At 60.3% G+C, this 20,098-nt stretch carries 16 protein-coding genes; 4 read left to right on the top strand and 12 right to left on the bottom strand.

Going from position 1 to position 20,098, the window contains the following annotated elements; translation table 11 throughout:
* Positions 1 to 138: 138 nt before the first annotated feature.
* The 9 genes from recC to rppH all read right to left on the bottom strand — a co-directional run bounded on the left by recC (position 139) and on the right by rppH (position 10,265).
* Positions 139 to 3,510, bottom strand: coding sequence for an exodeoxyribonuclease V subunit gamma (gene recC, locus ACJ8J4_RS20510; protein ID WP_264383740.1), 3,372 nt, complete (start codon positions 3,508 to 3,510; stop codon positions 139 to 141).
* A 32-nt stretch (positions 3,511 to 3,542) separates the two neighbouring features.
* Positions 3,543 to 3,896, bottom strand: a complete 354-nt coding sequence (locus ACJ8J4_RS20505; RefSeq protein WP_060435075.1) for a prepilin-type N-terminal cleavage/methylation domain-containing protein — start codon at positions 3,894 to 3,896, stop codon at positions 3,543 to 3,545.
* Positions 3,889 to 4,335: a YgdB family protein gene (locus tag ACJ8J4_RS20500; protein WP_043139853.1), complete on the bottom strand. Its 447-nt coding sequence runs from the start codon at positions 4,333 to 4,335 to the stop codon at positions 3,889 to 3,891. The genes ACJ8J4_RS20505 and ACJ8J4_RS20500 overlap by 8 nt, the downstream gene beginning before the upstream one ends.
* Positions 4,332 to 4,910 carry a prepilin peptidase-dependent protein gene (locus tag ACJ8J4_RS20495; RefSeq protein ID WP_147823283.1) on the bottom strand — a complete coding sequence of 193 codons (579 nt, stop codon included), beginning with the start codon at positions 4,908 to 4,910 and terminating at the stop codon, positions 4,332 to 4,334. The genes ACJ8J4_RS20500 and ACJ8J4_RS20495 overlap by 4 nt, the downstream gene beginning before the upstream one ends.
* A complete protein-coding gene (locus ACJ8J4_RS20490) occupies positions 4,904 to 5,407 on the bottom strand; it encodes a prepilin peptidase-dependent protein (protein WP_147823282.1) in 504 nt (167 codons plus the stop codon). The genes ACJ8J4_RS20495 and ACJ8J4_RS20490 overlap by 7 nt, the downstream gene beginning before the upstream one ends.
* Before the next feature lie 174 nt (positions 5,408 to 5,581).
* Entirely contained in the window at positions 5,582 to 6,376 is a 795-nt protein-coding gene (thyA, locus tag ACJ8J4_RS20485) for a thymidylate synthase (protein WP_025304065.1), read from the bottom strand.
* 7 nt (positions 6,377 to 6,383) lie between these two features.
* Complete coding sequence (lgt, locus tag ACJ8J4_RS20480) at positions 6,384 to 7,256, bottom strand: prolipoprotein diacylglyceryl transferase (RefSeq protein ID WP_261456828.1); 873 nt, start codon at positions 7,254 to 7,256, stop codon at positions 6,384 to 6,386.
* A 222-nt stretch (positions 7,257 to 7,478) separates the two neighbouring features.
* A complete protein-coding gene (gene ptsP, locus ACJ8J4_RS20475) occupies positions 7,479 to 9,725 on the bottom strand; it encodes a phosphoenolpyruvate--protein phosphotransferase (RefSeq protein WP_043139841.1) in 2,247 nt (748 codons plus the stop codon).
* A 12-nt stretch (positions 9,726 to 9,737) separates the two neighbouring features.
* A complete protein-coding gene (rppH, locus tag ACJ8J4_RS20470; protein ID WP_004931849.1) occupies positions 9,738 to 10,265 on the bottom strand; it encodes an RNA pyrophosphohydrolase in 528 nt (175 codons plus the stop codon).
* A gap of 696 nt (positions 10,266 to 10,961) precedes the next feature.
* On the opposite strand from rppH, the gene mutH reads away from it, so the two are divergent.
* The 4 genes from mutH to ACJ8J4_RS20450 all read left to right on the top strand — a co-directional run bounded on the left by mutH (position 10,962) and on the right by ACJ8J4_RS20450 (position 14,085).
* On the top strand, positions 10,962 to 11,648 hold the full coding sequence (mutH, locus tag ACJ8J4_RS20465; RefSeq protein ID WP_025304067.1) for a DNA mismatch repair endonuclease MutH: 687 nt from the start codon (positions 10,962 to 10,964) through the stop codon (positions 11,646 to 11,648).
* A 100-nt stretch (positions 11,649 to 11,748) separates the two neighbouring features.
* Positions 11,749 to 12,465 carry a TerC family protein gene (locus ACJ8J4_RS20460; protein WP_025304068.1) on the top strand — a complete coding sequence of 239 codons (717 nt, stop codon included), beginning with the start codon at positions 11,749 to 11,751 and terminating at the stop codon, positions 12,463 to 12,465.
* A 155-nt stretch (positions 12,466 to 12,620) separates the two neighbouring features.
* Positions 12,621 to 12,839 carry a YgdI/YgdR family lipoprotein gene (locus ACJ8J4_RS20455; RefSeq protein WP_016929923.1) on the top strand — a complete coding sequence of 73 codons (219 nt, stop codon included), beginning with the start codon at positions 12,621 to 12,623 and terminating at the stop codon, positions 12,837 to 12,839.
* Between the two features lie 205 nt (positions 12,840 to 13,044).
* On the top strand, positions 13,045 to 14,085 hold the full coding sequence (locus ACJ8J4_RS20450) for an NADP(H)-dependent aldo-keto reductase (RefSeq protein ID WP_060435062.1): 1,041 nt from the start codon (positions 13,045 to 13,047) through the stop codon (positions 14,083 to 14,085).
* A 33-nt stretch (positions 14,086 to 14,118) separates the two neighbouring features.
* Here ACJ8J4_RS20450 and lplT read toward each other — a convergent pair whose 3' ends face one another.
* The 3 genes from lplT to ACJ8J4_RS20435 all read right to left on the bottom strand — a co-directional run bounded on the left by lplT (position 14,119) and on the right by ACJ8J4_RS20435 (position 20,060).
* On the bottom strand, positions 14,119 to 15,303 hold the full coding sequence (gene lplT / locus ACJ8J4_RS20445; protein ID WP_261456827.1) for a lysophospholipid transporter LplT: 1,185 nt from the start codon (positions 15,301 to 15,303) through the stop codon (positions 14,119 to 14,121).
* Complete coding sequence (gene aas, locus ACJ8J4_RS20440) at positions 15,303 to 17,456, bottom strand: bifunctional acyl-ACP--phospholipid O-acyltransferase/long-chain-fatty-acid--ACP ligase (RefSeq protein WP_261456826.1); 2,154 nt, start codon at positions 17,454 to 17,456, stop codon at positions 15,303 to 15,305. Before aas ends, lplT begins: the two co-directional genes overlap by 1 nt.
* Positions 17,457 to 17,801: 345 nt before the next feature.
* Entirely contained in the window at positions 17,802 to 20,060 is a 2,259-nt protein-coding gene (locus ACJ8J4_RS20435; RefSeq protein WP_261456825.1) for a molybdopterin guanine dinucleotide-containing S/N-oxide reductase, read from the bottom strand.
* Positions 20,061 to 20,098: the final 38 nt, after the last annotated feature.

Genomic DNA, 20,098 nt, shown 5'->3' with positions numbered 1-20,098 from the left:
GTTCTTCGCCAATGTGGCGGTCCGAAACACGGCGGGTATATGCCTGTACGTTATGTCAGACCGGGAATTACCCCAATGGTTGAATATAACCTTCGTTATTTTTACCACCTCCCGCTGCACAGCACCACCGAGGGATTGTTACCCCAGGTTATGCCGCGCCACCGGCAGCAGATAACGCTCTGTTTCGGCCAGAATTTGCGCCAAGTATTCATTATCCAATTGGCGGAATACTCGCTGCACGTAGGGATCTTCCCCTTCTCCGGGAATGCGCTGATCGCCCTGCCAAGCCTGCAGCAATTTGGCGCGGGCCTTAATTTGCGCGTCTTCCTCCCAGTCGATTTGCTGCGTTTCCGGCAGATAGCACTGGCTCAGCCACGCCCAGCCGCTCTTGTTCAGCAACAGCAGCGGCTCACACAGACCGCGTTGATAGCCCGCCAGCAGTTCCGCCAACTGCGCCTGCGCCTCTTCTGGCGCCAGCGCGGCAAAGCGCCAGGCGGAGTTCTTGCGGCCATACATGCGGCTCTCGCCGGTGCCGCCGGCACAGCAATACACCAGGTGCTCCAGCCACAACAATATGCCGTCCACCGCCGACAGCGTAGCGGGCCGCCAGCGCAACAGGCCGTCATCCTGCACCTGGTGCAGCCAGCCACTGAGGCGCACGCCGGCGATATCGATATCCAGCTCCAGGCTATGGCTCTGCGCCCGTTCCGCACGCACCTGCTCGGCCAGTTCGCTCATTTCTTCCTGCTGCTTTTGCCAATAAATTTCGCCGAAGGCGCCATAGGGCAACCCACCGGCGGCGCGCACCCGCTGGAATAGCCGCTCGGGATCGTCGCCGTCGATAAGCGTATTCAGCAGTTGACTGTTGAACTGGTAACGGCTGAGGTTATCCAGCGTGAAGGGTTCTTCGTCCGGCAACTCGGTCTCTTCCAGGATAAAACTGACGCCCAAGCGCAGCTGGAAGAAGGCACGAATCGGATGGCGATAAAACCGCAGCAGCTCATCCAACGCTATTTGCTGCAGCGCTTCGGCGGGCAGCGGCTGGTTGAACGCCGGATGCGCCGCACCGCGACCATCGGCGGCGGGCAGCCACTCGGCGGCATAGCTTTGCGCCTCCGAGCCCGGCAAGAAATTCTCGGCGGCGAACGGCATGCGCGCATGCCACTTCAGCAAGTGCTCGCCCACTCGGCGGGCGCTGTCGTCTGCACTAAGTTCCTCGTCTCCCGGCAGACAATAGCTTTGCTCCAGGTACTCCAGCAGCTCGGTGACCAGCACCGAAGGATAGCGCGGGCTGTTGTCCTGAATGGAACGGCCGATGAAGCTGATATACAGCCGCTGCTGAGCGGACAAAATCGCTTCCAGGAACAGATAGCGGTCGTCATCCCGCCGGCTACGGTCGCCACGTTTGACCTGCTGCGCCATCAGATCGAACCCCAGCGGCGGCAGCGTGCGCGGATACACGCCGTCGTTCATGCCCAGCAGGCACACCACCTTGAACGGAATGGAACGCATCGGCATCAGCGTACAGAAGTTGATTTGCCCGGCGAGGAAGCGCTGACTGATGCGTTCCTGATCGAGGCGCGCCGCCAGATCGTCACGCAGAATGGTCAACGGCACCTCGTCGGGATAGCGCGCCGCCAGGCCAAAATTGATGGCCTGCTGCCACTGCTGTTCGATCAGCGCCAGCACGACTTCAGTGTCACTGTCCGCGGCGAAGAAGGCATCCAGCAGTTGCCGGCACAACGGCAGCCACGCCTCGAGCGGGCGCGCTTCGCTCAAGACTTGCCGCCAGTGGCTGAGCTGCGCCAGCAGGTCTGCCAACTGCCCCGCCAACTCGGCGGCCAACCCGCTCGATTCGTCGTAAGGTAAAATGCCCTGCCAATCGCCGGCATTGCTGTCCATCGCGTAGCCGAGCAGCATGCGCGTAATGCCGAAGCGCCAGGTATGCTGGCCAGTGGCGGGCAGATCCAGTTCGCGCACGTTATCGTCGTCCAGGCCCCAGCGAACGCCGGATTCACCAACCCAGTGACGCAGCAGGCGCAGCCCCTCTTCGCCGATGGCGAAACGGGTAGCCAGGGCAGGCACCTCCAGCAGCGCCAGCACCTGTTCCGAGGTAAAGCGGCTTTGCGGCAAATCGAGCAGTGAAATGAACGCCTGCAGCGCCGGATGCGCCTGCCGCGCTTTACGGTCAGAAATGGCGAACGGCAGGTAGCGCTCGGCGGGCGCGTTGCCGAACACTGCCTGAATATAAGGCGTGTAGCTGTCGATATCCGCTACCATCACGATGATGTCGCGCGGTGTCAACGACGGATCCTGCGCCAGCATGGTCAGCAGTTGATCGTGCAGCACCTCCACTTCCCGCTGTGGGCTGTGGCAGGCGTGCAGGCTGAGGGAGCGGTCATTCTCATCAAGCGGGCGTTTGCTGACGCTGCTTTCCAGCGTTTCCGCGGTAATACCGATCACCGCATGATCTTCCAACTCCAGCATGTCGCGCTGAACGGCGTGCAGCATGGTATCCGCCGGGATATCGACAAAGGCGTCGACCTCTTGCGCCCCTTCCATCTGCGACAGCAGATAGAGATGATCGCGCCCCAGCTTGCCCCAGGAGGCCAACAGCGGGTTGCTGAGCTGCTGCTGGCCTTCGGCGTCAAACAGGCGCGCCGCGTCATCCGGCTCGCGGAACAGCCCCTGCTCACGAGCCTGGTGGTAGTGACGGCGTTTACGGCTCTGCAAGCGGGCCAGGAAAGCGTAATCCTGAATGTCGCCCCAGTAATAACGACAGGGGTTGGTGAACATCAGGTGGATATCGATATGCCGCCCCAGCGCCTGCAGCGCCTCCAAATAGACCGGCGGCAACGCCGAGATGCCGCAGATAAACACCCGCGGCGGCAAACCGGGTGGGCACGTTTTTGCCTGCTCCAGCGCGTGGATAAAGCGGCTGTACAGATTGGCGCGGTGCCATTCCGGCTGCCCCAGTTCGCGTGTGTACTCTACCAGCCGCGCCCAGAGCGGCGCCTGCCATTGCTGAGCCTCCGCCAGACCGTCGATGCGCTCACCGCGCTGCCAACTCTCCAGCCACTGCGGGCGATAAACCAAATATTGGTCGAACAGGTCGGCGACCCGGCCGGCCAGCTGATGAATTTTGCGCTTGTCGCCGTCATCGGTCAGATAGTGCTGTAGCGGCGCAAACGCCGGTTGGGTCAGCATCTCTGGCAGCAACCACATCAGCTTCCAGGTCATGGCGTCCTTGCTGAAGGCGCTCTCTTTCGGGATATCCGGCAGCACCCGGGTGAACATGTCCCAAATAAAGGTCGCCGGCAGCGGAAACGCGACATTGGCGGCGATGCCGAACTGTTCCGCCAGCTGCATCTGCAGCCATTGCGCCATCCCGGGGCTCTGCACCAGCACCACTTCCTGTTGAAAAGGATCGGCCAACGGATCTCTGGCTATCAGCGCGCTGGTCAGCGTCTTCAATAAATCCAGCTGATTGGAATGATAAACCGTGAACATGAACGCTCCTTTAAAACAAAAAACATACCGGCTCAAAAACGGGTGCAATACCAACGGCTCAGCGTTGCCCACTGCCGCTGCGGCGTTTGAACCCTGACCGTCAATCGACGGCAATCACTCTCCGCATCGTCAAGCGCCGCCTCACGTCGCCAGCCTTCCGGCGGTGGTTCGGCATCGAGCCGCCCGGTGACGGCGAACGTTTCCAACTGCTGGTGCGCCAGCGCCCAGGCTTGCCGGTAGTGCCACTGGCGCTGAAACGACTGCAACAGCACCTGATGATACTGTAACAAGCCAAGCAGCGACACCGAGAACAGCAAGGCTGCCACCAATACCTCCGGTAGGCTGAAGCCGTTGCGGGATAGCCGCCCTGCGCGAGCGTTAGCCATCGCAGTCAGCCAGCCTTTTCTCGGGGCAAAAATCCAGCCGCCCCCCTGGCTGCGCTTGCACCTTGCCAGCAGCCTCTGCATCGTCAAACACGCCCCATTGATACAGCCAAAGCGGCTCCCCCCCGTGCATCTCACCAAGGCCGCGTACCGTCACCACCCCCGCTCTGGTAGACAGCCGGGCGCAGGCCGTCAATTCCACGCGCTGCCTGCATAGCCAGGCCGCTGCACTCAGCTCGGCGCGCGGCCAGCGCTGGCTCATCCCCCAACTCAGCGCCGAAGCGGCCTGATTGTAAGCCTGAAGGTAACGCTGCTGATCGGCGGCCAGTAACAGCGCGTTATCCAATTGCCGATGCTGAGCATTGAGCAACATCAGCCCCAGCGCCAGCAGCAACATCACCGCCGCCAGGGTGCTACCGCCTCGCTGGGTGCGCCGCTTCATGGCAGCGCCGCCATTTCGACGCTCCCGCTCAGACTGCGCCTGATACGCGTATCGCTGGCGGAGCGCCCCGTCAGCGTCAGACGAGCCAACGCTGCGCCGTGATCGCCCCGCTCTATCGCCACATGAAACCGCTCAATGCGCACTTCGTCATGATCGAGTAGCCGCTCCCAGCCGCCGCCGTCGCATTGGCTTACGCCGCGCTGCCCTTCCAAGCCGCCATTGCGCAGCCGATAACCGAAATAGCCTACATCCTCGCCCGAGGTGAGCCATTGCCCGCTGCGGGTGATGTCGTAAGCGACGATAACGCAGCTGCCCGCCGCTTCTCCCGATGCCTGGCCGATCAGCAACGGACGGCCTGCGCACTGCCCGGCGCAAAAACCGGCGCGGCGCAGATCTTTCTCAATGCCGAACGCCAGCTGTCGCAGCGTTGACTCCAGCCGAAAGTGCTGACCAACGGCCACGTTCTGCTGGCGTAACAGCGGGTAAGTTTTTGCCGCGCCAAGCGCGATCACGCTGCCGAACACCAGCGCCAACATGACCTCCGGCAGAGTAAAACCGCGTTCGACAGTCAGCATGGCGCGATCCCCCTTATCCGGAGCCCTTCGCTGCATAAACGCAGCCGCCCTCGGGCAGACAGCACTAGCCGCAGGCCGCCTGCCTCATTGCTGAGCTGGATATGCCCCGCCTGCGCAGTATTGCGCAAACCGTAAAACCCGATTTCTTTGTCGGTATAACCGCTCAGCGCAACGTCACGATAAAACGGCAAAAAAACGGAGCCTTCGGCTGAACCGCAATCCGGCGGCGGCACGCCACCGCCCAGACACCAGGGCGTGCCGTTCTTGAACCACAGCAGCGCCGGGCGGTTACGCCAGTTGGCGTCCGCCTGCAGTCGCAGCAAAAACGCCAGCAGCTGTTGGGCCGTGTGTTCCAGCCGCAGCGCTTGCTGATGATAGCGCCATTGCCCGACGCCCCAGCCGGTGAGCATGCCGGCGATCAGGAGCGCCGCCAACAGCTCAATCAGCGTCATACCACGCTGGCGGTCATCGATGTTCGATAGCGTATTTTCGTTCATGCGGCCAGTGTAAGGGCCGTAACAAAGCGGTAAAGCCGCATGCGCAAGCCTTGCGGCAAGCTGCGCAATGTTTTCCCTATAGTGACAAATGGCGACAATAAAATGCGGCGCGGCGCGCAATGCGGATAAAAAAAGGGGCGCAATCGCTGCGCCCCTGGTGTGATGCGGTTAAGGTCAGATCGCGACCGGCGCCTTGATGGCCGGATGCGGATCGTAACCTTCGATCTCGAAGTCTTCGAAACGGTAATCGAACAGCGAAGCCGGCTTGCGTTTGATCACCAGTTTCGGCAACGGACGTGGTTCACGCGTCAGCTGCAGCCGCGTCTGTTCCATGTGGTTGCTGTACAGGTGGGTATCACCACCGGTCCAGACGAAATCACCCACTTCCAGATCGCACTGCTGCGCCATCATGTGCACCAACAGCGCATAGCTGGCGATGTTGAACGGCAGGCCCAGGAACACGTCGCAGGAACGCTGGTACAGCTGGCAAGAGAGCTTGCCGTCCGCCACGTAGAACTGGAAGAACGCGTGGCACGGCGCCAGCGCCATCTGGTCCAGCTCACCGACGTTCCAGGCGGAAACGATGATGCGGCGCGAATCCGGATCCTGCTTCAGCTGTTGGAGCACATTGCTCAGCTGATCGATCTGACGACCATCCGCCGCCCCCCAGGCGCGCCACTGCTTGCCGTACACCGGGCCGAGATCGCCGTTTTCATCGGCCCACTCGTCCCAAATGGTGACCTTGTTGTCACGCAGGTAGGCGGTGTTGGTATCGCCGTTCAGGAACCACAACAGCTCATGAATGATCGAACGCAGGTGACATTTTTTCGTGGTCACCAACGGAAAGCCATCCTGCAAATTGAAACGCATCTGGTGGCCGAAAATCGACAACGTGCCAGTGCCGGTACGGTCGGCTTTAGGAGTGCCCTCGGCGAGCACCTTGTTCATCAAATCCAGATACTGTTTCATTTGTCCCTCACGACAGTTGTTGCTGCGGGCGACGACGGTACGCCCAAATCATCATAATAATACCGGCCACCACCATCGGGATGGACAGGATCTGCCCCATGCTGATCACGCCGTCGAACAGGCCAAGCTGGGCATCCGGCTGGCGGAACGCTTCGACGATAATGCGGAATGCGCCATAACCGCTCAGGAACAGGCCCGATACGGCACCCATCGGCCGCGGCTTGCGGATGAACAGGTTCAGAATGATAAACAGCACCACGCCTTCCAGCAGCAGTTCATACAGCTGGGACGGGTGACGCGGCAGCACGCCGTACTGGTTCAGCAGCGGCAGCAGAGAAGGATCGGCGGCGGCGAGGGCCACGTCTTCGCTGCGCGAGCTTGGGAAAAGCATCGCCCAAGGGGTGTCGGTAGTCACGCGGCCCCACAGTTCACCGTTGATGAAGTTGCCGAGGCGGCCGGCGCCCAAACCGAACGGGATCAATGGCGCGATAAAATCGGAAACCTGGAAGAAGGTGCGTTTGGTACGACGAGCGAACCAGAACATCACCAGAATCACCCCCATCAAACCGCCGTGGAACGACATGCCGCCATCCCAGACCTTGAACAGATAGAGCGGGTTATCCAGGAACAACGGCAGGTTGTAGAACAGCACATAGCCCACGCGGCCGCCGACGAATACGCCCAGGAAACCGGCATAGAGCAGGTTTTCCACTTCGTCTTTGGTCCAGCCGCTGCCCGGCTTGTTGGCGCGGCGCACCGCCAGCCACATGGCAAAAACGAAGCCGACCAGATACATCAGGCCGTACCAATGCAAAGAAACCGGGCCAATGGAGAAAATGACCGGATCAAATTTAGGAAACGCCAGATAGCTATTGCTCATCTATCACCACAACATGTCTGTTATTTTTCCCCATGCGGGGGCGGCAGGTGCCAAACGGCGACGGACATTACCTCGCGCCTTGCAAACGGCAGCATTGGCCGCTGCGGTTTGCAAGACGACGAACATGCGTCGCGCTGAGGTTGCGCATCATAACATAGGCTTGGCGCGGTCCGGGCCGGCAGCGCGGGAAAAGTTCTGTAAAAAAATCACATCGCGCGGCGATTATCTGCCGCCGCGAATCAATCCGCCCATGCCGCGTCGCTCCATAAACGCCGCCACCAAATGGCGCACTTCCGTGGTCATTTGGGTGTTCAACACCCGGAGCGCCAACACTTCCGCGTCGGCAAGGTCGATATGTCGCAGCAGGTATTTGATGCGCGCCACGCTGCGGCCGTTCATGCTCAGATTGCGATAGCCCATGCCCACCAGCAACAGCGCGCCCATCGGATCGCCGGCCAGTTCACCGCACAGGCTAAGCTGCAGCCCGGCCGCTTTCCCCTGTTCGGCGATCAGCTTCAGCACCTGCAGCATCGCGGGATGCAGACTGTCGTACAGCGAGGCTACCCGCGTGTTGTTGCGATCCACCGCCAGCAGGTACTGGGTCAAATCGTTGGTGCCTACCGAGATGAAGTCGACGCGCCCGGCCAAATGCGGGATCAGGAAAATCATCGACGGCACTTCCAACATCACGCCGATTTTCGGTTTCGGGATCGCGTAGCCAAGCACCTCTTCCACCTCGCGCCCGGCGCGGTCAATCAGGCGCTTGGCCTCATCGACCTCTTCCAGGCTGGTGACCATCGGCAGCAAAATGCCCAGGTTGCCGGTGCCGGCATTGGCGCGCAGCATGGCGCGCACCTGTATCAAAAAGATCTCCGGCTGGTCCAGAGTGATGCGAATGCCGCGCCAGCCCAGGCAGGGATTTTCTTCGCTGATCGGCATGTAGGGCAGTTGCTTGTCGGCGCCGATGTCTAGCGTGCGCAACGTGACTGGTTTGTTGGGGTAAAGCTGCAACATACCTTGATACTGCGCGACCTGTTCTTCTTCGGAAGGGAAACCGCTTTGCAACATGAACGGAATTTCAGTGCGGTACAATCCCACGCCGTCCACCCGGCCGCCCAACAGCTGTTCATGTTCCGGGCTGAGGCCGGCGTTCAACATCACCTGAACGCGTTCGCCGCTTTTCAACTGCGCCGGCTGTTCGACGTCGTCTTCCGCCAGCTTGCTCAGTTCCTGTTCTTCGCTGATCAGCCGTTGGTATTCCTGCACCAGCACCGGCTCAGGATCGACCAGCAGTTCGCCGCGATACCCATCAACGATCAGCAGCCGCTGGCTGAGCAGAGAAGGCTGGATGTCGGCGCCCATCACCGTCGGCACGCCCATCGCCCGCACCAAAATCGCCGCATGCGAGTTGGCGGCGCCGTCGCGCACCACCACGCCGACCAGGCGATCCTGCGGCACTTCTGCCAGCAATGTCGCGGTCAGTTCATCCGCCACCAGCACAAAACGCGCCGGCCACTGGGTGGCGCCCTGAGTGGTGTCGTCGAGGTGGAACAGCAGGCGCTGGCCCAGCGCGCGCAGGTCGCTGCCGCGCTCGCGCATATAGGTGTCCTGCAGTTTGGCGAACTGTTCGGCAAAGGCTTCTATCACCTGCTTCACCGCCCATTCCGCCACCGAGCCGTTATCAATTTCGGCGAACAATTCGCGCTTGAGGCGGGCATCGTTTAGCAGGTGAGAATAAAGATCGAAGATCGCCGCGCTCTCTTTTTGCGAGCTGGCGGCAAAACGCTTGCTGAAGCGACGAAATTCCGCGCCGGCCTCTTCCAGCGCCAACGTCAGGCGCTCGCGCTCGCTGGCGGTGTCCAGCGTCGACGCGCGGTAAACCTGATCGAGCGAAGGCTGGCTGCTGTCCTGCCACCCTTCCGCCACCGCCACGCCGGGCGAGGCCGCCAGCGCGCGCACGCGCGTTTGGCGATACTGGCCGAAAATGGCGTTAAGCTGCGACTGTGACAGGATCCCGGCCATCTGCGTGGCCAGGGTGACCATGAAAGACTCTTCGCTTTCGTCGAACTGGCGCAGCTCACGCTGCTGCACCACCAGCACGCCCAACAGCTGGCGCCGGTGAATGATTGGCACCCCGAGGAAGGATCGGAAACGATCCTCTTTCACCTGAGGGACATATTTGAAACTGGGATGGCTTTGAGCATCGGCCAGGTTGATAGGCTCGGCCCGGCGGCCGACCAACCCGACGACGCCCTCGTCAAACGCCAATGCGATAGTGCGCCCGCGCGGCTTTTTCAGACCGCGCGTGGCCATCAGGTAGTAGCAGCGGCGATCGTTGTCCGCCAGGTAGATGGAACACACTTCGGTGTCCATCGCCAGACAGGTTTCATTGACCAGCAGATCCAGCGCATCCGTCAGACTGGCCGCCGCGGCCACCTTCTCTACAATTTCTCGCAAGCGCGTGAGCATAGTCGGCTTAACTTAACCTCTCTTTCGGCGATAAGCGGGGGCCTGCCGCGGCGCCGCCTGCTCTTGCATCGGCATCACGGTCACGGCGAATTCTTTCATCACCCGGCGGTAAACGTCGCGTTTGAACGACACCACCTGGCGCACCGGATACCAGAAGCTCACCCAGCGCCAACCGTCGAACTCCGGCGTGCTGCTGCGCTGCATATTGATATCAGCGTCATTGCACAGTAGCTGCAACAAAAACCATTTTTGCTTTTGGCCGATACAAACCGGCTTTGTGTCCCAACGCACCAAACGTTTCGGCAATTTATAGCGCAACCAGTTGCGGGTCGAAGCCAGGATGCGCACATCCTTTTTACTCAGCCCCACTTCTTCGAACAGCTCACGGTACATCGCCTGCTCCGCAGTTTCGCCAGGGTTAATCCCACCTTGGGGAAACTGCCAGGAGTGCTGACCGTAACGGCGGGCCCATAAGACCTGCCCCTGACGATTACAGATTACGATACCAACATTCGGGCGGTAGCCATCATCATCGATCACCGGACTACCTCGATAAGCTTAAATTCGCATAGATGTCCTGATTGTTTCACACAAGCTACAGGCGGTAAACCACTGCTTTACGGTGCTGCGGGCCGGATAACATTGGGATAACTCACAGATATAGGCAAAGTTATAAACATACCCCAGCCTTTTAAGCCGGTTTTATTCACTTTTTCTGTGGATAGGTGTGTGCAGAACTCGAGGGATAAGCCGGTAAAACTCTCACACCCTCAAATATCCCCTCATACCGAAAAATACACATTTACTTTAAAAACATATAATTAACCAACAACACGCACTGGTGAACAGGTCAAAAATGTGATCTATGCACGGTAAGGATCTTACCCTGGCGAAAGATCCACCAACGCCGTTTTTATCCACAGATTATGCGGGCAAGTTACGCACAAAACGGACAAATTCGTAAAAAACCGCCTGAGTCAAGGCTGTAAATTGAACCAGTGATCGGCAAAAATTTGGGTTATCCCATAAATCTGTGGATAAATAGGTGTAAGATCCTGTTTATTGTCGGTGGCTTCAGGTGAACAAGCCCCGTGAGTGTATTGTCGGCCACGTAAGGAAAGAAAAAAAGTCATGTAAAATCATGCTACTATTATTCTTTTCCCCAGGCGACAGCGGTTATCGCTCGCCGCGTATAATTGCAGTACATTTTTCAACCAAATTCGACAGGCTTGATTTATGGCATTTTTATCCCCTTTGCCGCCCCCGCCGGAAAATGAACGGCAGCTGTTCGAGCGCGCTCAGGCGCTGGCCGGCTTCAGCTTTGGTGAACTGGCCGCCCGTGCGCAATTGCCGATCCCCAAGGATCTGAAACGCGATAAGGGTTGGGTGGGCATGCTGCTGGAGCTGTATCTCGGCGCCATGGCCGGCAGCAAACCGGAACAGGATTTTCCCGAGCTGGGCATTGAGCTGAAAACCATTCCTGTCGACGCCGCCGGCAAACCGCTGGAAACCACGTTTGTCTGCGTCGCCCCGCTCACCGGCAACAGCGGCGTCACCTGGGCCAGCAGCCACGTTCGCCACAAGCTGGCGCGCGTGTTATGGATACCGGTAGAAGGCGAACGGCAGATCCCGCTAGCCCAGCGCCGCGTCGGTTCGCCGCTGCTGTGGAGCCCGAGCGCGGCAGAAGAAGAGAGGTTGCGCCGCGATTGGGAAGAACTGATGGATCTGATCGTGCTCGGTCACGTAGAACGCATCACCGCGCGCCACGGCGAAGTGCTGCAACTGCGCCCCAAAGCGGCCAACAACAAGGCGCTCACCGAAGCCATCGGCGAACAGGGGCAACCTATCATGACGCTGCCGCGCGGTTTCTATCTGAAAAAGGGTTTTACCGGCGCGCTGCTGGCAAGACATTTCTCAATCTAGGCGATTTCGTTTAACTCTGGTTTAGCTAACCCTGTCAGCGCCGCGATAAACGCGTATAATTCACACTTTGCATTTATTTAGTATTAAGGTGTGTCGGGCAATGTTCGAATGGATTATGGATCCCAATGCCTGGTTAGCGTTAGGTACGCTAACCATTCTTGAGATCGTACTGGGTATTGATAACATCATTTTTCTGTCGCTGGTGGTGGCCAAGCTGCCCAAAGCGCAACAGAACAAAGCTCGCCGGCTCGGGCTGGCCGCCGCCATGATTATGCGTCTGGCGCTGTTGGCCTCCATAGCCTGGGTGATCCGCTTGACGCACCCGCTGTTCACCGTGCTGGATCACTCTATTTCCGCCCGCGATTTGATCCTGCTGCTGGGGGGATTGTTCCTGATCTGGAAAGCCAGCAAAGAGATCCACGAAACCATCGAAGGGTCGGAAGAAGAGCACCACACCAAGGTGCACAGCTTCTTCGGCGCGATCGTGCAAATCATGCTGTTGGATATCATCTTCAGTCTGGACTCGGTGATTACCGCCGTGGGCCTCTCCGACCATCTGTTCATCATGATGGCGGCGGTGGTGATCGCCGTCGGCGTGATGATGTTCGCCGCCCGGCCGATCGGCGAATTCGTCAATCGCCATCCGTCGGTAAAAATGCTGGCGCTGGCGTTCCTGATCCTGGTGGGCTTCACGCTGATGCTGGAAAGCTTCCAGGTGCACGTGCCGAAAGGCTACATCTACTTCGCCATGTTCTTCTCCATGTCGGTAGAGGCGCTCAATCTGATGCGCAGCAAGAAAAACCGTTCGCCGGAATAACCCTACGCGGAGGCCGCCATAGGCGGCTTCCGCCGTTTCGTTGCCCCCTCATTTCACTTTTTCTTATCAGATAAAGACTTATCTGAGACGCCCCCGGCCAAGAGTTTGCTAATCTTGAAAGAACATTGTTTTCTGCATAATCGAGGATCCGCAGGATGAAAAAGTGGGTAATGGCAGTGTCTGCGCTGGTGATGGCCGCCGGTTTGGCGGGATGTTCCAGCGACTACGTCATGGCGACCAAAGACGGCAACATGATCCTGACGCAAGGCAAACCAGAGATCGACACAGACACCGGACTCATCAGTTATAAAGATGAGAAAGGCAACCACCGCCAGATCAACGGCGATCAGGTTTCCCAGGTTATCGAACGCTAATCACCGCACGCCGGCTATCGCCCGCTCGAGCGCGGTAGCCCTCATTCGTGTCCGCACGGAATCCGCTTCCCCCATCTTCACCGCTTGGTTATAGTCAGGAAAGGCGACATCGCCGCCCGACGGACTTTGCGCCGTCTTCTGAATTGGGCTCCTGTTTCACCGGGCCGCACGGCCCGTCAGCGCTAACAAGAAAGGAAGGCCGTTAATGCAATACCACCGTATTCCCCACAGTTCTTTAGAAGTGAGCGTGCTGGGACTGGGCACCATGACCTTTGGCGAACAGAACAGCGAAGCCGACGCCCATGCGCAACTGGACTATGCATTGGCCGCAGGCGTGAACCTGATAGACACCGCCGAACTGTACCCGGTACCGCCCCGCCCGGAAACCCAGGGCCTGACCGAGAGCTATATCGGCAGTTGGATCAAAGCGCGCGGCAATCGCGAAAAAATCGTCCTGGCCAGCAAAGTCTCGGGCCCGGTGCGCGGTACCGACAGCAGCATCCGTCCGCAGCAGGCGCTGGATCGCAAAAACATCCGCGCCGCGCTGGACGCCAGCCTCAAGCGGCTGAATACCGATTATCTCGATCTTTACCAATTGCACTGGCCGCAGCGCGCCACCAACTGCTTTGGCAAACTCAACTATCAATATACCGATGACAAAGCCACGGTCACGCTGTTGGAAACGCTGGAGGCGCTGACCGAGCAGGTGCGCGCCGGCAAGATCCGCTATATCGGGGTCTCCAATGAAACGCCCTGGGGCGTGATGCGCTATCTGCAGCTGGCGGAGAAACACGAACTGCCGCGCATCGTGTCGATCCAAAACCCGTACAGCCTGCTGAACCGCAGCTTTGAGATTGGCCTGGCCGAGATCAGCCAGCACGAAGGGGTAGAACTGCTGGCCTATTCCAGCCTGGCGTTCGGCACCCTGAGCGGTAAATACCTCAACGGCGCTAAACCGGCCGGTGCGCGCAATACGCTGTTCACCCGCTTCAATCGTTATTCAGGGCAGCAAACCCAGCTGGCGATCGCCGAATACGTGGCGCTGGCCAAAAAACACGGGCTGGACCCTTCGCAGATGGCGCTGGCCTTCGTGCGTCAGCAGCCGTTCGTCGCCAGCACCCTGTTGGGCGCCACCTCGGTGGAGCAGTTGAAAATCAACCTCGACAGCCTCGACGTGATTCTGGATGAGGACGTGCTGCAGGCGCTCGAAGAAATCCACACCCGGTTTACCATTCCGGCACCTTAATACCCTGAGGGCGCAGCCTGGCTGCGCCCCGTTTCACCGCCGCTGCGACCACCACAACGCGCAAATCGCCAGCGCAAACACCACGCCAAACCCTACGCCGACGCCCACTACCGGCACGCCCAGCTTCACGACCAAAGAATACAGGCCCAGCATCAGCAACATGGCGGCGTTTTCACCCAGGTTTTGCACCGCGATCGCATTGCCGGCGCCGACCGAATGTTTGCCCCGCTCCTGCAGCAACGCGTTGAGCGGTACGACGAAGAAGCCTCCCAGCATGCCGATGATCGCCAGCAAGACGTAGGCATTGAGCATGGTCGTTTGCAGCGCAAACACCGCGACCGCGACGCCGATCAGGATCCCGGCCGGCATACAGCGTTTCACCGTCTCCAGCGTGACGAAGCGCGCGGCGGTGCCGGCGCCCACCACGATGCCGACGGCCACCATGGCGTTCAGCAGCGTCGGCGTGGCATTATCGGCAATACCCAGCGCCACCGGCACCCACAGCACCAGCAGAAAACGCAGCGTCACGCCGGCCCCCCAAAACAGGCTGGTGCCGATCAGGGAGAAACGCGTCTGCCCATCGCGCCACAGCGTAACGCAGGCGGTAAAGAAACTGTTCGTCATGGCCCGCGGCCGCCATGAAGCCCCCGGGCGCGCCGCCGCCAGACGCGGAATATACAGGTTGGCGACCACTGCCCCCGCGTAAACCAAGGCGCAGGCCGCCAGCGCCGCGACCACATGCCAGTCCGCCAGAATACCGCCGGCCACCGAACCGGTCAGAATGGCCGCGATGGTCGAGGCCTCGATCAGGCCGTTAGCCTTGACCAGTTTCTCGCCGCTGGTGATCTCGCCCAGAATGCCGTATTTGGCCGGTGAATATGCGGCGGCCCCCACGCCGACCAGGCTGTAACCCAGGAACGGGTTCCCCCCAAAACAGATCACCAACGCTCCCGCCAATTTTAGGGCGTTGGCGAACATCATCACCCGCCCTTTGGCAAAGCTGTCGGCGATCTGCCCGACGAATGGAGCCAGAATGATATAGGTGGCGACAAAGGCCATCTGCAGGATCGGCTGGCTCCAGTCTGGATACAGCTGCTGCTTGATCAACGCCAGCGTGGCGAACAGCAACGCATTGTCGCCGAACGCCGAGAGGAACTGTGCGCTGATCACCGCGATCATGCCGCGTGACAACAAAGGGGACTCGGTCGAAGGATTCATCAGGCACTCTCCGGCTGTTCGGCCATATGACGCAGGGTGACGAAATCGGGTTTGCCGCTGCCGAGCACCGGCAGCGTTTTCAGCAGGCGAATATCGCGCGGCACCGCCAGCTCCGGGCTACCCAGTTCACGCGCCACCCGCAGCAATGCCTCGCGGGTAATAGCGGGATCGGTGGTGAACAGCACCAACGCCTCCCCCTTGCTGCTGTCGCCTTTGACCGTGGCGGCATGCAGTTTTTCCGGCGACAGCCGTTGCGCCAGCAGTTCGACGCTCTCCAGCGACACCATCTCACCCGCCAGCTTGGCGAAGCGTTTCACGCGGCCGCGAATGGTGCAGTAACCCTGCTCATCCAGGCTGACGATATCACCGGTGTCATACCAGCCCGGCTGCAGTACACCATTCGCATCTTCCGCCGCCGGCGGCTCCAGTTCGCCGGGGCGCTCAACCCGCAGATAGCCTTTCATGATATTCGGCCCCCTCAGCTGCAGACGGCCGCCGTTATCAATACCCGGCACCGCGATCAGGCGCGCCTCCATCTGCGGCATGATGCGGCCGACGGTGCCCACCTTGGTCGCCAGCGGCACATTGATCGAGACCACCGGCGCGCACTCGGTCACGCCATAGCCTTCCAGAATGCGGATGCCGTATTTGTCCTGATAGATCTGTTTGGTGCTGTCCGCCAGTTTCTCCGCACCGGCCACGACATAGCGCAGGCGGGCAAAATCATACGGATGCGCGAAGCGCGCATAGTTGTTAAGGAAGGTCGCCGTGCCGAACAGCACCGTGCAGTTACGGTCATACACCAGCTCCGGCACCACGCGATAGTGCAGCGGGCTGGGGTAGAGGAAAATGCGGCTGCCGGTGATCAGCGGCGTAAGCAGCCCCACCGTCAGGCCGAACGAGTGGAACAGCGGCAGCGACGACATGAAGCGGTCGCGCGGCGTGAAATCGGCGATGGTGCGGATTTGTTCTACGTTGGCCAGCAGACTGGCGTGCGAATGCACCACGCCCTTGGGGTGGCCTTCAGATCCAGACGTGAACAGGATCAGCGCCGCGTCCTCCGGGCGTTGCGGCAACGCCGCGCGTTGCGGCTGCAGCAAGTGACGCAGGATCCACAGCTTATCCGCCAGCGTGACGGTGTCTTTCAGATCTTCCAGATACATCCAGTTAGCCTGCGGCACCTGTTCCGGCAGGTGGGTCAGCTTGCCCTTCTCCAGAAACTGGCGCGAGGTGACGATGGTCTTGATGCCGGCGGCCGTCATCGCGCTGTTCAGGCCCTTGGCGCCGGCGGTGTAGTTGAGCATCGCCGGAATGCGATTGCGCAGCGAAGCGCCGAAGATCGCCGCCGCGGTGATAGTGGCGTTCGGCAACAGCAGCCCGACGAGTTCCCCTTCGGCGGTAAAGCGTTGCAGAATGCGGCTGACACCCAGCGATTTTTTGATCAGCGTCTGGTAGCTGTCTTCTTTGAAAGCGATGTCTTCGATACACGGTTTTCGGCGCCCATAGCGGTGCTGCGCTGCCAGCAAGGCATGGAACAGCGTCTGCGGTTCGCGCGTGTCCATCCGCGCCCGCATCATAATCTGCATCAGCCGATCGCCCGCCAACGCCCGGCGATCGCGCGCACGCGGCGCCTCCGGCATCGGCAGCGTGGTTGGCGGCAAGATGCGAATGTTGATTTGCGGGAACCAGCGGATCTTGAACACCCCAGCCATACGGCCGAACGGGCTGAATTCGGGGCCGTCGATCCGCACCGGCACCACGGTGGCGCCCGATTTGGCGGCAATAAACGCCGCGCCGTCGTAAATTTTCATCAGTGCGCCGGTCACGGTGATGCGCCCTTCAGGGAACACCACGATCGGCCGTCCCTGTTCGACCATCCGCACCAGCTGCTTGATGGCCATCGGCTTGGTAGGATCGAGCGAGACAAAATCGATGTAAGGCCGCAGCCAGCACATAAACCAGCTCTCGCCGATGCTGGCATAGACCGCAAACACCGGTTTTATCGGCAGGAACAGCGCTAACAGCACGCCGTCGAGGAAAGAGACGTGGTTCGGCGTAATCAGTAATTTTTGCCGCTCGAAGTGCTGGACGTCCCCTTCGACCCGAACCCGAAACAACAGGCGAAACAGCGCGCGCAGCAGTGAAAAGATCATGCCCTTCTCCCTTGACCATGGAGGCGTAAATCGTTGTAGGGAAAAGAATACTATATGGCAGGCAAAAAAAAACCTACGCATCCGCGTAGGTTGGTGCAATTGAAAATGGCTTCAACATACAGAGTATGCTGATTTCTCACCAATCAATACCTCTGGGATCACCTACTCTAGAGAGATGGCGTGCAGGAAACTACCGCCGAATCGCAAGAGTTCTGCTCCAAGTGCAACCAGCTGTAAATTTCCCGCGATCTGCTGTAATAACTCAATGAAACTTAAACCTTCCCGCAGCGACGATAAAATAAATATAACAACGATGAGCCGGTGACCCAGACGTGAAATCTTCACTCATCGCGCGCTGACCTCCACCAGACAGCTCATGGCGTTCGGCCCCTGCGTCAGCGGCGAGGTGCCGATATCGAGCGTCAGCACGTTCGGGTTGCCCGCCTGCTCGACCGGTCGGCGCTGCGCGTCGTAACCCGGCTCGAACCAGGCACCGGTCGCCATCAGCACCACGCCGCGCGTCACGCCATCGGTGAGCGATACCCCCGCCAGACAGCTGCCGCGTGCGTTGCTAACCAGCACTTCGGCGCCGTCCGCCACGCCGCGCGGCGCCGCATCGTCCGGATGCATGTACAAGGTTTCGCGCCCGGCAGTCTTGTTGCCCTGCGCCAGCGGCGCCGGATCCATCTGGCTATGCAGGCGATCGCTCGGTTGAATGGAGATCAGGTGCAGCGGCCAGTTTTTGGCCTGCGGCGCGCCCAGCCACTCCACCGGCGGCCGCCACTGCGGATGCGGCGCGAAATCTTCGTAGCGATAGCCGGCGATCCGCTCGCTGAACAGCTCTATCTTGCCGCTGGACGTTTGCAGCGGGTTAGCCTGCGGATCGGCGCGGAACGCCTCAAAAAAGACGAACTCTTTGGCCGGCGCGGGCAGTTCGACATAGCCCCGGCGCCAGAAATCCTCAAACTCGGGCCAGGCGACGCCGGCGCGCTGCTGCGCTGCGCCGCATTGCCGGTAGATAGCTTCGATCCAAGCCCGCTCGTCGCGATTCTCGGTAAAGCGCTCACGATAGCCGAGACGCTCCGCCAGATCGGCGAAAATATCGAAATCGTTGCGCGCCTGATGCTGCGGCGCAATGGCCTGATGCATCGCCAACACGTAGCGATCGCGCGACGAGCCGCCGATGTCGTTACGCTCCAGCGAACTGGTGACCGGCAGCACGATGTCCGCCATTTTGGCCGCCGCCGTCCACCAGATATCTTGAACGATCACCGTGTCCGGCTTCTGCCACCCCTCCACCAGCCGATTCAACTGCTGATGATGATGGAACGGGTTGCCGCCGGCCCAGTGCACCAAATGGATATCCGGATAATGCCGCGTCTCGCCGCAAAATTGATAGGCTTCGCCGGGGTGCAACAGCATGTCGCAGATGCGCGCCACCGGGATCGCCAGCCCGGCCGGGTTTTCGCCTACCGGCATGGTCGGCGCGGGGGTATCGACGCGCGGGTTGCCGACGCCGTTCATCGAGCCGTGGCCGAACGAGAAGCCGCCGCCCGGCAGCCCCACCTGGCCCAGCATCGCCGACAGCGCGATCATCATCCAGTACGGTTGTTCCCCCCGATGTGCGCGTTGCACGGAGTAGGAGCAGGTGATGAAACTGCGCACGCCGATCAGTTGCCGCGCCAGCAGCGCAATACGCACCGCCGGAATGCCGGTAATGGCGCTGGCCCAGTCGGGGGTTTTCGCCACGCCGTCACCGGCGCCGTTCAGGTAATCCGCCAGCTGTTGATAGCCTACGCAGTGGCTGTGCAGGAAGGCTTCATCCTGCGCGCCCAGCCGCTGGATTTCATAAGCCAGCGCCAGCATCAGCGCCACGTCGGTATTCGGCCGGATCGGGATCCATTCCGCGTTGACGAACGCGGGGCAGTCGTCGCGCATCGGGCTAATGTTGATCACCGGCGTGCCCTTATGCGCCAGCTTTTGCAGCCAGGGTTTGAGCGCATGTTCCGCCGCGCCGCCGGAAGAAACCTGAGCGTTTTTCAGCGCCAGCCCGCCAAACGCCACAAACAACTCACAATGCTCCACCACGCTCGGCCAACTGGTGACGCGCCCGGTCAAGGGCGAGAAAGTGCCGATCACATACGGCAGAAAGAACTGCGCCGCGCCCCAGCTGTAGTTGCCCTGCTGATCGACCCCGCCGCCGCCGCCGAAGTAGAACCGCCGCACCAGCGAGCGTGCATGGTGCAGCCGCCCGGCCGACGACCAGCCATAAGAACCGGTGAACAGCCCGGAGGCGCCGTAGCGATCGCGCACCCGGCGATTCTCTTCCGCCACCAAATCGAGCGCTAACTCCCAGCCCACCTCGACGAAATCTTCCCTGCCGCGCAGCTTACGGTCGCTGCCCTCGCGCTTTTGCAGCCACGAGCGGCGCACCGCCGGTTTGCGAATGCGTTTGTCGGAGTAGACCATCGGGACGATGGAATCGAGCAGCGGCGAAGGGTCGGGATCGTCGACGAAGGGTTCACAACGGATAAGCCGACCGTCTTCAACCACGGCGGTATAAGCGCCCCAATGGGCGAGCTGCGGATAGCGTTTAATGGACATGGCATTCTCGGCGCAAATCGGAATGCACAGACGTTACC

The organism is Serratia sp. CY47280 (genome assembly GCF_052168655.1).
Taxonomy (GTDB): domain Bacteria; phylum Pseudomonadota; class Gammaproteobacteria; order Enterobacterales; family Enterobacteriaceae; genus Serratia; species Serratia bockelmannii.
This window is presented reverse-complemented; position numbering and strand designations above follow the sequence as displayed.

Excerpts from the sequence above, each read along its gene's own strand:
- recC (WP_264383740.1), bottom strand. The coding sequence starts at position 3,510 with ATGTTCACGGTTTATCATTCCAATCAGCTGGATTTATTGAAGACGCTG.
- ACJ8J4_RS20505 (WP_060435075.1), bottom strand. The coding sequence starts at position 3,896 with ATGGCTAACGCTCGCGCAGGGCGGCTATCCCGCAACGGCTTCAGCCTA.
- ACJ8J4_RS20500 (WP_043139853.1), bottom strand. The coding sequence starts at position 4,335 with ATGAAGCGGCGCACCCAGCGAGGCGGTAGCACCCTGGCGGCGGTGATG.
- ACJ8J4_RS20495 (WP_147823283.1), bottom strand. The coding sequence starts at position 4,910 with ATGCTGACTGTCGAACGCGGTTTTACTCTGCCGGAGGTCATGTTGGCG.
- ACJ8J4_RS20490 (WP_147823282.1), bottom strand. The coding sequence starts at position 5,407 with ATGAACGAAAATACGCTATCGAACATCGATGACCGCCAGCGTGGTATG.
- thyA (WP_025304065.1), bottom strand. The coding sequence starts at position 6,376 with ATGAAACAGTATCTGGATTTGATGAACAAGGTGCTCGCCGAGGGCACT.
- lgt (WP_261456828.1), bottom strand. The coding sequence starts at position 7,256 with ATGAGCAATAGCTATCTGGCGTTTCCTAAATTTGATCCGGTCATTTTC.
- ptsP (WP_043139841.1), bottom strand. The coding sequence starts at position 9,725 with ATGCTCACGCGCTTGCGAGAAATTGTAGAGAAGGTGGCCGCGGCGGCC.
- mutH (WP_025304067.1), top strand. The coding sequence starts at position 10,962 with ATGGCATTTTTATCCCCTTTGCCGCCCCCGCCGGAAAATGAACGGCAG.
- ACJ8J4_RS20460 (WP_025304068.1), top strand. The coding sequence starts at position 11,749 with ATGTTCGAATGGATTATGGATCCCAATGCCTGGTTAGCGTTAGGTACG.
- ACJ8J4_RS20455 (WP_016929923.1), top strand. The coding sequence starts at position 12,621 with ATGAAAAAGTGGGTAATGGCAGTGTCTGCGCTGGTGATGGCCGCCGGT.
- ACJ8J4_RS20450 (WP_060435062.1), top strand. The coding sequence starts at position 13,045 with ATGCAATACCACCGTATTCCCCACAGTTCTTTAGAAGTGAGCGTGCTG.
- lplT (WP_261456827.1), bottom strand. The coding sequence starts at position 15,303 with ATGAATCCTTCGACCGAGTCCCCTTTGTTGTCACGCGGCATGATCGCG.
- aas (WP_261456826.1), bottom strand. The coding sequence starts at position 17,456 with ATGATCTTTTCACTGCTGCGCGCGCTGTTTCGCCTGTTGTTTCGGGTT.
- ACJ8J4_RS20435 (WP_261456825.1), bottom strand. The coding sequence starts at position 20,060 with ATGTCCATTAAACGCTATCCGCAGCTCGCCCATTGGGGCGCTTATACC.